We start from the raw sequence: 12044 nt of genomic DNA, 5'->3' as shown, positions 1-12044 counted from the left end.
ACCTGCTCTGCGCTCGGATGTTTTTCGGGCTTGGCTGAGATAAAGCGCTACAAAACTGACGTTAGATCGACGCACCGCGGCCCGTCGATGCGCGGCTCACGACAACGGCAGCAACAGGCCAGAACCTACCTCAGATCTGTTCCACCGCGACGCGATCGCTGGAGTAGAACGCCACGTGATCCTTGATCTCGGCCACCTCGGGCTTGGGGTCTTCGTAGCTCCAGGCCGCGTTTTCCAGCGTCTGGCTCTTGGTGACAATGGAATAATAGCGCGCGTCACCCTTGTGCGGGCAATGGCTGGTCTGTTCGCTCTCGTCCAGAAAGGCCATGGCGATGTCGTCGCGCGGGAAATAGATCACCAAGGGATAGTCGCCCTCGGTCAGTTCGAGGGCATTGCGGCTCTCGGCCAGAACGGCGCCCCCGGCGCGCACGGTCCATGTTCCTGTCGCCTTGCGTATCGTGATCTTCGGCATCATCCATCCCTCTCGTTTCGTCTTTTCATTGCTTTGACGCAGGAACCTAACAGGAATATGTCAGCATGTCTGCGTCACTTTTTCCAGCCATAGCCGCGTGGAGGGCGAAAGCAGAGGCCCCAACTTGTCGCGGCAGGTGGCATGATAGGTCTTCAGCCAGTCGCGCTCAGACGTGCTGAGCAGGGCTGTGTCGATCAGGCGATGGTCGATCGGCGCGAATGTCAGCGTCTCGAAGCCGAGATGCGTGGCCCCGTCGCCATGGGGCAGGGGGGCTATCTCCTCGACCACGATCAGGTTCTCGATACGGATGCCAAAGGCGCCTTCGCGGTAATAGCCCGGTTCGTTCGACAGGATCATGCCCAGCTCCAGCGGCACGGTCCCGGTGCGCGACAGGCGCTGCGGCCCTTCGTGGACGCAGGAATAGACGCCGACGCCGTGCCCGGTGCCGTGGCCATAATCGAGATCGGCGAGCCACAGGTGATAGCGGGCGAGCGCGTCGAGATCGCGCCCCGCGAGGCCGCGCGGAAAGCGCAGCCGCGAGATGGCGATCATGCCCTGCAACACGCGGGTGAAGGCGGCGCGCTCGGCCTCGCGGGGCGAGCCCACGGGCAGGGTGCGGGTGATGTCGGTGGTGCCGTCGATATATTGCCCGCCGCTGTCGAGCACCAGCAGATCGCCGTCGAGGAGGCGGCGGTTGCTGGCCTCGCTGACCCGGTAATGCGGCAGCGCACCATTGGGGCCGGAGCCCGCGATTGTGTCGAAACTGATATCGAGCAATGCGCCGGTGGCGGCACGGCAGGTCTCAAGCTGGCGCACCACGTCGATTTCCGTGAGCGTGCCGGTGGGCTGGTCGTCGAACCACGCCAGGAATTCGCAGACCGCCGCGCCGTCGCGCAGATGAGCGGCGCGGGTGGCGGCGATCTCGGCTGCGGTCTTGCGGGCCTTGGGCAGGATGCAGGGATCACTGCCCCATGCGGTCTCCACGCCCGCTGCCTCCAGCCGATGCACCACCCAGAGCGGCACGCTCTCACGATCCAGTCGCACGGGGCCCGTGAGCGCGTCGAGCGCCGGGCCGAAATCCTTGGGCGGGGCGGGCGCAACAGTGTCGCCCAGATGCGCGCTGGCGGTGTCGTCGAGCTTGGCTGGGTCGGTGAAGAGCGCCACGCGCCCGTCCTCGTGCAGGATGGCAAAGCCCTGCGGCACCGGGTTGCGTGGGATGTCGGCCCCGCGAATGTTCAACAGCCAGGCCAGCGAATCCGCCAATGTGAGAACGGCTGAGGTCTGGCCCGCGTCGCGCAAACCCTGGCCAAGGGTTGCGCGTTTGTCGGCATGGCTCTGACCCGCATAGTGCTCGGGCCAGGGTGTGATCGCGCCTTGCGGCGGCGCCGGACGGTCTGGCCAGATGGTGTCAATGAGGTTGTCGCAGGGCACCAGCCGGACCCCGGTTTGACCTAGTGCGGCGCGCGCGGTCTCGATCTGCTCGGGCGTATAGAGCCACGGGTCGAACCCGACATCGCCGCCCTCGGGCAGATGTGCTATCAGCCAGTCGGCAAGCCGTGTTTCGGGCCAGTCGATGGGGGTGAAATGCGCGGTGTCGACCTGCGCGCGGGCCTGCACGCGGTAGCGGCTGTCGACGAAAACGCCCGCCGCATCGGCCAGTACCGCGCAGAACCCCGCCGAGCCGCTGAAGCCGGTCAGCCATTGCAGGCGAGCGTCGCAGGGGGCCACGTATTCGCCCTGATGTGCATCGGCGCGCGGCACCAGAAAGCCCGCGAGCCCGGCCGTCTGCATCGCGGCGCGCAGGCGCGCGAGGCGGGGCGGGCCCTGCTCGGGGCGTGCGGTCTCGGTGAAGCTCTGGAACATGGCCGGGCCTTTCGCAGGGATGGTCTCGGGCATCTTGCTAGAGAACGGCGGGCCGAATGGCAATCACCGGGGCGTGAGAGGGGGGCGCTGCCCCCGTCGCCTGACGGCGACTCCCCCGGAATATTTTTGGCAAGATGAAGCCGAGGCGGGTTGATTTATTTGTGGGGACGGTGCCCCATCAGGTGATGACGGGGACGGATCAGGCAGAGACGCGTGTGCTGGTGCTGGGGCCGACCGGTACCATCGGGCACGCGGTGGTGATGGCGGCGCTGGAGGGTGGCCACGCGGTGGACTGCGCGCTGCGCCCGCATCACGCGCGGGGCGGGCATGGTCTGCCCGGTGATGCGGGGTTACATTTCGGCACGGTGGCGCAGGCGCTGGAGGCAGGCGGCGCGGATGTGGTGATCTGCTGCATGGCCTCGCGCAATGGCGCACCCGCCGATGCCTGGGCGGTCGATCACGCCGCCACCGTGGCGGCGGTGGAGGCGGCGCGGGCGGCGGGCGTGGGGCATTTCGTGCTGTTGTCGGCGATCTGCGTGCAGCGCCCGTTGCTGGAGTTTCAGCGCGCCAAGCTGGCGGCGGAGGCGGCGCTGATGGCGTCGGGGCTGCGCTATTCGATCGTGCGCCCGACGGCGTTTTTCAAGTCCCTTTCGGGCCAGTTGGAGCGGCTGCGTTCGGGCAAGCCGTTTTTGCTGTTCGGGGACGGGCGGGGCACCGCCTGCAAGCCGATCAGCGACGGCGATCTGGCGCGCTACATGCTGGGCTGTGCGGACGATCCGGCATGCCGGGACCGGATCTTGCCGATCGGGGGACCCGGCCCCGCGATCACCCCGCTGGAGCAGGGTGGGATGCTGTTTCGCGCGCTGGGGATGGAGCCGGAGTTTCGCCATGTGCCGGTGCGGCTGATGGATGCGATCGTCGCGGGGCTGAGCCTTGGCGGGCGGGTGTCGGCCCGGCTCGCGGCGAAGGCGGAGCTGGCGCGGATCGGGCGGTATTATGCGACGCAATCGATGCTGGTTCTTGACCCGGTGACCGGGCGCTATGATGCGCAGGCCACGCCCGAGACCGGGCAGGAGACGCTGGAGGCGTTTTACGGCAGGCTCGCGCGAGGTGAGGCAGAGGCACCGCGTGGCGCGCACGCGGTGTTCTGAGGGGCCTGCCGTCAGGCCCGTTTGCGCCCGGTGACCATCGCGCGGGCGAGGTTTTCGCGATGTGCGTAGCTGGCCAGAGCCACGCCTACCAGATGCAGGACGATCAGAATCAGCGTGAGGTTGGCGGCAACCTCGTGGGTCTCTTCCCAGAGCTCCGCGCCCTCGTTCTCGTCGTGATCGTCAAGCCCCGCACCGTGTTCGGAGGCCTGCGCCACGATCCCCGCGAGCGGCCCGCGCCCTTCTTCGGCGGCAAGATTGCCCATGCCGGTGAGCGCCGTGGCGGCAAGCGCCACGAGAAGCGCCACGGTCATCGCGCCGCCCGCCGGGCTATGGCCGAGATGACGTTCGGACTGCCCGGTCAGCAGCCCCTTGAGATAGGCCAGAACGTGGCCCGGCCCGGTGACGAAATCGGAGAACCGCGCGCGGCGCGGGCCGGCAAAGCCCCAGATCACGCGTAGCCCCACGATCCCGGCGATGGCATAGCCTGCGTAGGTATGGAGCCATTCAGGCTCGCCCTCGGTGAGGTAGGCGGTGGCAAACGCCACCACCAATCCCCAATGCCCGAGGCGCACCAGCGGGTCCCAGACCGTGACGGTCTTGGGTTCGGATGGTCGTTCCATCAGTCGTCATACCCGCGATACTTGACGCGCTCGCCGGTGACGAGGTCGAAATAACCCTCGACCTTGTAGCCTTTGTCGTCGAACATTTCGACATCGTAGACGCCGTGTTCGACCTCGATTTCGCGGATCTTGTAGCCCTCGGCTTCGAGCCGCGAGGCGAGGTCTGCGATGCTCATCCATTCGGCGCGCGGGGGCAGGTCGGCGCTGCGGCGATAGTTGTCGTCGCTGGCGAGGGCCGCGCCCGCTCCGATGCTGAGGGCGGTGGCGGTGATCAAGATGTGCTTGAAGGTCATGTCGTGTCTCCTTGGTTGATATGAGCGGCGGATGTGCCGCGGTAACATCTGGGGTATGATCGATTCGCCCTGACGCGAACCTGACGGCGATTGTCAGCTTGCTGTCAGGTCGGTCCGGGTAGAGAGTGATCCCATGATGCGCATGTTTCTTGCCCTTCTCGTGCTTCTGGCCGCCCCGGTGCAGGCCAACGATGACGATGATCACGACCGCGCCCGTGCTGCATTCGAGCGCGGCGCGATCCTGCCGCTGTCGCAGATCACCGCGATTGCCACCGGCCGATTCGGGGGCCACGTGATCGAGGTGGAATTCGACGAGGATGACGGGCGCTACCTCTATGAGTTGGAGATGATCACCGGGTCGGGTCGGGTGATCGAGGTCGAGATAGACGCCACCAGTGGCCGAATACTCGAAGTCGAGAAGGACTGATGCGCGCGCTGGTGGTCGAGGATGACCCGCGCATTGCTGCCGATCTCGGAACGGCGCTTGGACAGGCCGGGTTTCGGGTGGAATCCTGTGGCGACGGCGAAGAGGCGTGGTTTCTGGGCGATACCGAAGACTATGATCTCGCGGTTCTGGATCTGGGTCTGCCGGGTCTGGACGGGCTGTCGGTGCTGCGCCGCTGGCGGGCGGCGGGGCGGGTGATGCCGGTGCTGGTGTTGACCGCGCGCGGCGCGTGGCAGGACCGGGTCGAGGGGATCGAGAGCGGCGCCGATGATTACCTGCCCAAGCCGTTCCGCATGGAGGAACTGGTCGCGCGCGCCCGGGCGCTGGTGCGCCGAGCGGCGGGCCACGCGGGGGCGATGATGGAGGTGGGCGCGCTGGCGCTCGATACCAACCGGATGCGGGTCGCGGTGCGCGGTGCCCCTGTGCAGGTGACGGCGCTGGAATACCGGCTGTTGTCCTATCTCGCGCTGCACCGTGCGCGGGTGGTGCCGCCCACCGAATTGCTCGAACATCTCTACGGCGACGAGGACGCGCGCGAGGCCAACGCGCTCGAGGCGGTGATCGCGCGGCTGCGGCGCAAGCTGGGGGCGGGGGTGATCGGTACCCGGCGCGGTTTTGGGTATTTCATCGAAGGGACGGAGGCGTGACGCGGCTCTCGCTCCGACTGCGGCTGGCGGTTGCGGGGGCGGTGGCGACAGCGCTGGCGCTCGGGCTGGCCGGGGTTGGCCTGGTGGCATTGTTCGGCACCCATGTGGAGCGGCGGGCGCTGGCTGAACTCTCGGTGCATCTTGATCAGGTGATCGCGGGGCTCGAACGGCGCGGCGATGCGCTGGTCTTGGTGACGCCGCCCGCCGATCCGCGCTTTGCGCGGCCGTATGGCGGGCTCTATTGGCAGGTCGAGGCGGGTGCGACCGACCTGCGCGCGCGGTCGCTGTGGGATTACGCGCTGCCCCTGCCCGAGGATACGTCGCAGGATGGTGCGCCGCATGTCCATCAGGTGCCGGGGCCGCAGGGTGGTGCGGTGCTGGTGCTGGAGCGGCGCGTCAGCCTTCCGGACAGTCTGGGTGGCGGAGCGGCCCGTGCGGCGGTGGCGATGGAGGCGGCAGAGCTGGTGCAGGCGCGGCGCGATTTTGCCCGCGACATGGCCCCCTATCTGGCGCTGCTGGCGCTGGTGCTGGTGGCGGCGGGCTGGGCGCAGCTTGTGGTGGGGCTGCGCCCGTTGCGGCGGTTGGGTGCGCGTCTGGGCGATCTGCGCCGGGGCGAGAGCGCGCGCATGGGCACAGACTGGCCCGGTGAGGTGCAGCCGCTGGCCGCCGGGATGGACGCCCTTCTGGCCGAGCGCGAGGCGGATATCGAGCGGGCGCGGGCGCGGGCGGGCGATCTGGCACATGGACTCAAGACCCCGTTGCAAGCGCTGATGGGCGAGACGGCACGGCTGCGCGATGCGGGGCAAGGTACGGCTGCGGACGCGATCGAAAGCGTGGCGGACGCGATGCAGCGCCACGTCACGCGCGAGTTGGCGCGCACCCGAAGCGCGGCGCGCGCGCGCCACGCCCGGGCCGATGTCGGGCAGGTTGTGGAGCGGGTCATCTCGGTCTTGCGGCGCACGCCCGAGGGCGGGCGGCTTGACTGGCAGGTGAGCGGCGCGCGCGGCCTGATGGCGGTGATCGACGAGAGCGATCTGGCCGAGGCCTTGGGGGCGCTGGCCGAAAATGCCGCGCGCCACGCGGTGACGCGGGTGACGGTGCTGGTGTCGAAAAGCGATGATGGCGGCGTGCATCTTGAACTGGCCGATGACGGGCCGGGCATTCCCGAGGCGCGGCTGGCCGATCTGATGCGGCGCGGGGCGCGGCTTGATGAGAGCGGGCCGGGCGAGGGGCTCGGCCTTGCGATTGCGCGTGACATCGTGGAAGGCGCGGGCGGGAGCTTGCGGCTGGAGAACGGCGCACGGGGGCTGCGGGCGACGGTGGTTCTGGGCGCGGGGTAGGAGGGCCGGCATGGCGATGCGCGGCGGTTTTCGACCGCGTTGCGCGCGGGTGGCAATCAAACGTCCGCTTCAGGCCGCTTATCGCCCCATTGGGTTCATTCGCGCACCCCTCACATTCCCGCGCCTCATGCGTGATAAAATTGCGTGTGCCGCCGCGCCTTGCTAGGCTTTGCCTGCAGGGCCGGGGGATCACGCAGGTGCTGGACTATTCGCATAATCCGTGGCTGGTGGCCGCGTCGCTCGCCGTGGCGCTGATGGCCGGGTTCACCGGGCTGTCGCTGACACGCGGCGCGTCGCATCTCGACGACGGACGGCGCAAGCTGGTGGTGGCGCTGGCGGCCGTGGTGCTGGGCGGCGGCATCTGGTCGATGCATTTCGTGGCCATGCTTGGGCTGCAACTGCCGATTCTTTATTATTACGATGCGCTGATAACGCTGATTTCGGCCTTGGTGGCGATCCTGATGGTCGGTCTGGCGCTGCTGCTGTTGCATTTCCGCAGGCGCACGCCGCGCGTGATCCTCGGAGCGGGGGTGATCGTGGGGCTTGGCATCGTGGTCATGCATTACATCGGCATGGCGGGGATGCAGATGTGCCGCGCGGTGTCGGGGCCGGTGCAGGTGATGAGCGCGACGCTGGCCTCGGTGATCCTGTCATCATTGGCGATCTGGGTGGCCTATGACGCGCGCACGCATCGCAACATCCTGCTGGGCACGGCCTGCTTTGGCAGCGCGGTCTTTGCGGTGCACTTCGTGGCCATCGCGCTCACCGGCTTTGTTGCAACGGATCAGGCGGGCGGGGCAGGGCCGGTGCTTGACAATCGCATTCTCGCCATGGGCGTCACGGTGTCGGTGTTCCTGATTTGCGCTGCGTTCCTATTGACCGGGGTGACGTTCCTGAAACCCGCCGAGGCGCCCCCCGTGCCGGTGCCTGCGTCGCGGCCCGCGCGCCTGCCCTATGAGCGCGAGGGGCAGACCCATTTCGCCGATGCCGCCGCCGTGGCCGCGATCCGCGCGGAGGGGCATTACACGGTGCTCTATCAGGGCGAGGACAAGCTCTTTTGCCCCTGGTCGATCACCGAGGCCGAGGCGCGGCTGGTCCCGTCAGGGTTCCTGCGCGTGCATCGCAGTTACCTGGTCAATCCGGCGCATGTCTCGCGGTTCGAGCGGCACAAGGATAACGGCACGTGCTATTTTGAGGCTGTGCCCGCGCTCTCCAAGGTGCCGGTCAGCCGCTCGCGCCTGACGGCGATCCGCGAGGCATTGAGCCTCTGATCGCAGTTCGTGCGGGTAATTCGCATTTCGTGAAATGAACAGCGCGGATTGTTCCGCGTGATTTGAGCGTGAGCAGAAGGCGGCGCTTGATGCCCATGGCCAGTCGGGGAGGACGGGTCGCAGGGAGGACAACACATGATACCAGCCGGGTTCGAGTATCACCGGCCGACCGATATCGCGTCGGCCATCGGGATTTTGCAGCAGCATGGTGACGAGGCGCGGGTGATTGCGGGCGGTCACAGCCTCATTCCGATGATGAAGCTGCGCATGGCCGATCTGGCGCATCTGGTGGATTTGCAGGCCATCGACGATCTGCGCGGCATCGAGATCGCCGGGGGAGAGGTGCGCATCGCCGCGATGGTCACGCAGCATGAGATGATCACCCATGAGGGGCTGGGCACGGCGCTGCCGATCCTGCGCGAAGCGGCGTTGCAGATCGCCGATCCGCAGGTGCGCTATCTGGGCACGGTCGGCGGCAATGTCGCCAATGGCGATCCGGGCAATGACATGCCGGGGCTGATGCAATGCGTGGATGCGCGGTTCGAGTTGGTGGGGCCGGAGGGCACCCGCGAGGTGGCCGCGCGCGCGTTCTATGAGGCGGCCTATTTCACCGCGCGGGGGGACGAGGAGATTCTCACGCAAATCCGTATCCCGCTGCCCGCACCGGGCAACGGCTATGCCTATGAAAAACAGAAACGCAAGATCGGCGACTATGCCACGGCGGCGGCGGCGGTGCTGATCGGCCATGGCACGGCCTCGGTTGCGATGACCAATCTGGCGGATACCCCGATCTGGTCCGAGGACGCGGGCACCGCATTGGCTGACGGCGATGTCGAGGGAGCGGTCGCCGCCATGCTGGGCGCGATCGACCCGATGGCCGACAATCGCGGCCCGGTGGCATTCAAGAAACACGTGGCGGGCGTGATCCTGCGGCGTGCCATCGCGCGGGCGCAACAGCGCGCCGGTTGAGGGAGGGGATGATGACGAAAATGCATGTGAAACTGAACGTCAACGGGCGCGCGGTCGAGGGGCTGTCGGAGCCGCGCACGCTGCTCATCCATTTTCTGCGCGAAAACCTGCGCATCACCGGCCCGCATATCGGCTGCGAGACCAGCCATTGCGGGGCCTGCACCGTGGACATGAATGGCAGGTCGGTCAAATCCTGCACCGTCTTCGTGGCGCAGGCCGACGGGGCCGAGATCACCACAGTCGAGGGGTTGGTGAACGAGGATGGCAGCCTTGGTGTGATACAGGAGATGTTCCGCGAGCATCACGGGCTGCAATGCGGCTTTTGCACGCCGGGGATGATTACCCGCGCGCATCGCCTGTTGCAGGAGAACCCGACGCCGACCGAGGAGGAGGTGCGGTTCGGCATGGCAGGGAACCTGTGCCGCTGCACCGGCTATCAGAACATCGTCAAGGCGATCCTTGCCTCGGCCGGGAAATTGAATGCCCCGCCATCAAGCAGCGAAGCGGTAGGGCATGAAAAAGTGAAGGCCGCGGAATGAAGGACGACGTCGCAACCCCCGAAGACCGCAGCGCAAGTCTCAAGGGTATGGGCACCTCGCGCAAGCGCGTCGAGGACGTCCGGTTTACCCAAGGCAGGGGCAATTACGTGGACGATATCCGGATGGACGGTATGCTGTTCGGTGATTTCGTCCGCTCGCCCTATGCCCATGCGCGCGTCACCCGGATTGATGCCGAGGCTGCGAAGGCCGTGCCGGGCGTGATCGCTGTGCTGACCGCCGCCGATCTGGAGCCGTTGGGCCTGCATTGGATGCCGACGCTGGCGGGCGACAAGCAGATGGTTCTCGCGGATGGCAAGGTGCTCTACCAGGGGCAGGAGGTGGCCTTTGTCGTGGCCGAAGACCGCTATATTGCCGCCGATGCGGTGGAACTGGTCGAGGTCGAATACGAAGAACTGCCCGTCGTGGTCGACCCGTTCAAGGCGCTGGAGCCGGACGCGCCGGTGCTGCGCGAGGATCTGGAGGGTCAGACCGAGGGCGCGCATGGGCCGCGCCGCCATCACAACCATATCTTCACATGGGAACAGGGCGACAAGGACGCCACCGAGGCGGTGCTGTCGGAGGCCGATGTGGTTGCCGAGGAGATGGTCTATTACCACCGCACCCATCCTTGCCCGCTGGAGACCTGCGGCTGTGTCGCGAGCATGGACAAGGTCACCGGCAAGCTGACCGTCTGGGGTACATTTCAGGCGCCGCATGCGATCCGCACGGTGGTGTCGCTGATCTCGGGCATCGCCGAGCATAATATCCGCATCATCTCGCCCGATATCGGCGGCGGATTCGGCAATAAGGTGGGTGTCTATCCGGGCTATGTCTGTTCGGTCGTGGCCTCGATCGTGACCGGCAAGCCGGTCAAATGGGTCGAGGACCGGATGGACAACCTGATGACCACCGCCTTTGCCCGCGACTACTGGATGCAGGGCAAGATCGCGGCGACGAAAGAGGGCCGGATCACCGGGCTCTGGTGTCACACCACCGCCGATCACGGCGGCTTCGATGCCTGTGCCGATCCGACCAAGTTTCCGGCGGGGTTCATGAATATCTGCACCGGCAGCTATGACATTCCGGTGGCCTATCTGGCGGTCGATGGCGTTTATACCAACAAAGCACCGGGGGGCGTGGCCTACCGCTGTTCGTTCCGCGTGACCGAGGCCGCCTATTTCATCGAACGGATGATCGAGGTTCTGGCGATCAAGCTGGGGATGGATGCCGCCGAGTTGCGGCGGATCAACTTCATCCGTGCCGATCAGTTCCCCTATCAGTCGGCCCTTGGCTGGGAATATGACAGCGGCGATTATCACACGGCGTGGGAAAAGGCGCTGAAGGCTGTGAATTACGACGGTCTGCGCGCCGAACAGGCGCAGCGGCTGGAGGATTTCAAGGCCGGGAAAACTCGCAAGCTGATCGGCATCGGCCTCACGCATTTTACCGAGATCGTCGGCGCGGGGCCGGTGAAGAACTGCGATATCCTCGGGCTCGGCATGTTCGACAGTTGCGAGATCCGTATTCACCCCACCGGCAGCGCCATCGCACGCCTTGGTACGATCAGTCAGGGGCAGGGCCATGCCACGACCTTTGCGCAGATCATCGCCTCGGAGATCGGCATTCCGGCGGATGACATCACGCTGGAGGAGGGCGATACCGACACGGCACCTTATGGCCTTGGGACCTATGGCTCGCGCTCGACGCCCGTTGCGGGGGCGGCGACGGCCATGGCCGCGCGCAAGATCCGCGCCAAGGCGCAGATGATCGCGGCCTATCTGCTCGAAGTCCACGACGATGACGTGGAATTCGACGTCGACCGTTTCGTGGTCAAGGGCGCGCCGGAGCGGTTCAAGAGCATGAAGGAGATCGCCTTTGCCGCCTATAATCAGGCGATACCGGGGCTGGAGCCGGGGCTGGAGGCGGTGAGCTACTACGATCCGCCCAACATGACCTACCCGTTCGGCGCCTATATCTGCGTGATGGAGTTCGACGTCGATACCGGAGAGCACGAGGTGCGGCAGTTCTATGCGCTCGACGATTGCGGCACCCGGATCAATCCGATGATCATCGAGGGTCAGGTGCATGGCGGTGCCACTGAGGGCTATGCCATCGCCATGGGACAGGAGATTGCCTATGACGAGATGGGCAACGTGATGACCGGCACGCTGATGGATTTCTTCCTGCCCACGTCGTGGGAGACACCGCATTACACCACCGATCACACCGTGACCCCATCGCCGCATCATCCCATCGGTGCCAAGGGCGTGGGCGAGAGCCCAAATGTCGGTTCGGTGCCGTGCTTTTCCAACGCGGTGCATGATGCGTTCCGGCCCTTCGGCCTGACGCAGAGCCATATGCCGCATGACCATTGGCGGATCTGGCGCATCGCGAATGAGCTGGGTCTGCATGGCTGAGCGCGGGATCTGAGTAT

General features: G+C 66.4%; 12 protein-coding genes. 8 read left to right on the top strand and 4 right to left on the bottom strand.

Annotated features, from left to right (window positions below):
- Positions 1-130 precede the first annotated feature (130 nt).
- The gene (locus tag PVU19_RS11445; RefSeq protein ID WP_050661220.1) at positions 131-475 is read right to left on the bottom strand and encodes a DUF427 domain-containing protein; all 345 of its coding nucleotides are present in this window, start codon (positions 473-475) and stop codon (positions 131-133) included.
- A gap of 57 nt (positions 476-532) precedes the next feature.
- Positions 533-2335: a M24 family metallopeptidase gene (locus PVU19_RS11440; protein ID WP_050661290.1), complete on the bottom strand. Its 1803-nt coding sequence runs from the start codon at positions 2333-2335 to the stop codon at positions 533-535.
- A gap of 185 nt (positions 2336-2520) precedes the next feature.
- Between PVU19_RS11440 and PVU19_RS11435 the strand changes: the two genes are divergently transcribed.
- Positions 2521-3486 (top strand): NAD(P)H-binding protein, encoded by a 966-nt coding sequence (locus tag PVU19_RS11435; RefSeq protein ID WP_050661289.1) that lies wholly within the window; start codon positions 2521-2523, stop codon positions 3484-3486.
- Positions 3487-3497: 11 nt separating this feature from the next.
- On the opposite strand, the gene PVU19_RS11430 is transcribed toward PVU19_RS11435, so the two are convergent.
- Positions 3498-4106, bottom strand: coding sequence for a cytochrome b/b6 domain-containing protein (locus PVU19_RS11430; protein WP_050661219.1), 609 nt, complete (start codon positions 4104-4106; stop codon positions 3498-3500).
- Positions 4106-4399, bottom strand: coding sequence for a PepSY domain-containing protein (locus tag PVU19_RS11425; RefSeq protein ID WP_050661218.1), 294 nt, complete (start codon positions 4397-4399; stop codon positions 4106-4108). Before PVU19_RS11425 ends, PVU19_RS11430 begins: the two co-directional genes overlap by 1 nt.
- Positions 4400-4532: 133 nt before the next feature.
- On the opposite strand from PVU19_RS11425, the gene PVU19_RS11420 reads away from it, so the two are divergent.
- The 7 genes from PVU19_RS11420 (at position 4533) to PVU19_RS11390 (ending at position 12027) form a co-directional block, all read left to right on the top strand.
- The gene (locus PVU19_RS11420) at positions 4533-4826 is read left to right on the top strand and encodes a PepSY domain-containing protein (RefSeq protein WP_050661217.1); all 294 of its coding nucleotides are present in this window, start codon (positions 4533-4535) and stop codon (positions 4824-4826) included.
- Positions 4826-5491 (top strand): response regulator transcription factor, encoded by a 666-nt coding sequence (locus PVU19_RS11415; RefSeq protein ID WP_050661216.1) that lies wholly within the window; start codon positions 4826-4828, stop codon positions 5489-5491. Before PVU19_RS11420 ends, PVU19_RS11415 begins: the two co-directional genes overlap by 1 nt.
- Positions 5488-6831, top strand: a complete 1344-nt coding sequence (locus tag PVU19_RS11410; protein ID WP_050661215.1) for a sensor histidine kinase — start codon at positions 5488-5490, stop codon at positions 6829-6831. Before PVU19_RS11415 ends, PVU19_RS11410 begins: the two co-directional genes overlap by 4 nt.
- Positions 6832-7028: 197 nt before the next feature.
- A complete protein-coding gene (locus tag PVU19_RS11405) occupies positions 7029-8102 on the top strand; it encodes an MHYT domain-containing protein (RefSeq protein WP_050661288.1) in 1074 nt (357 codons plus the stop codon).
- A 135-nt stretch (positions 8103-8237) separates the two neighbouring features.
- A complete protein-coding gene (locus PVU19_RS11400; RefSeq protein WP_050661214.1) occupies positions 8238-9071 on the top strand; it encodes an FAD binding domain-containing protein in 834 nt (277 codons plus the stop codon).
- A gap of 8 nt (positions 9072-9079) precedes the next feature.
- Complete coding sequence (locus PVU19_RS11395) at positions 9080-9610, top strand: (2Fe-2S)-binding protein (protein WP_050661213.1); 531 nt, start codon at positions 9080-9082, stop codon at positions 9608-9610.
- Entirely contained in the window at positions 9607-12027 is a 2421-nt protein-coding gene (locus tag PVU19_RS11390; RefSeq protein WP_050661212.1) for an aerobic carbon-monoxide dehydrogenase large subunit, read from the top strand. The genes PVU19_RS11395 and PVU19_RS11390 overlap by 4 nt, the downstream gene beginning before the upstream one ends.
- Positions 12028-12044 lie beyond the last annotated feature (17 nt).

It is taken from the genome of Roseovarius tolerans (genome assembly GCF_028885395.1).
GTDB lineage: Bacteria > Pseudomonadota > Alphaproteobacteria > Rhodobacterales > Rhodobacteraceae > Roseovarius > Roseovarius tolerans.
This window is presented reverse-complemented; position numbering and strand designations above follow the sequence as displayed.

Excerpts from the sequence above, each read along its gene's own strand:
- PVU19_RS11445 (WP_050661220.1), bottom strand. The coding sequence starts at position 475 with ATGATGCCGAAGATCACGATACGCAAGGCGACAGGAACATGGACCGTG.
- PVU19_RS11440 (WP_050661290.1), bottom strand. The coding sequence starts at position 2,335 with ATGTTCCAGAGCTTCACCGAGACCGCACGCCCCGAGCAGGGCCCGCCC.
- PVU19_RS11435 (WP_050661289.1), top strand. The coding sequence starts at position 2,521 with ATGACGGGGACGGATCAGGCAGAGACGCGTGTGCTGGTGCTGGGGCCG.
- PVU19_RS11430 (WP_050661219.1), bottom strand. The coding sequence starts at position 4,106 with ATGGAACGACCATCCGAACCCAAGACCGTCACGGTCTGGGACCCGCTG.
- PVU19_RS11425 (WP_050661218.1), bottom strand. The coding sequence starts at position 4,399 with ATGACCTTCAAGCACATCTTGATCACCGCCACCGCCCTCAGCATCGGA.
- PVU19_RS11420 (WP_050661217.1), top strand. The coding sequence starts at position 4,533 with ATGATGCGCATGTTTCTTGCCCTTCTCGTGCTTCTGGCCGCCCCGGTG.
- PVU19_RS11415 (WP_050661216.1), top strand. The coding sequence starts at position 4,826 with ATGCGCGCGCTGGTGGTCGAGGATGACCCGCGCATTGCTGCCGATCTC.
- PVU19_RS11400 (WP_050661214.1), top strand. The coding sequence starts at position 8,238 with ATGATACCAGCCGGGTTCGAGTATCACCGGCCGACCGATATCGCGTCG.
- PVU19_RS11395 (WP_050661213.1), top strand. The coding sequence starts at position 9,080 with ATGATGACGAAAATGCATGTGAAACTGAACGTCAACGGGCGCGCGGTC.
- PVU19_RS11390 (WP_050661212.1), top strand. The coding sequence starts at position 9,607 with ATGAAGGACGACGTCGCAACCCCCGAAGACCGCAGCGCAAGTCTCAAG.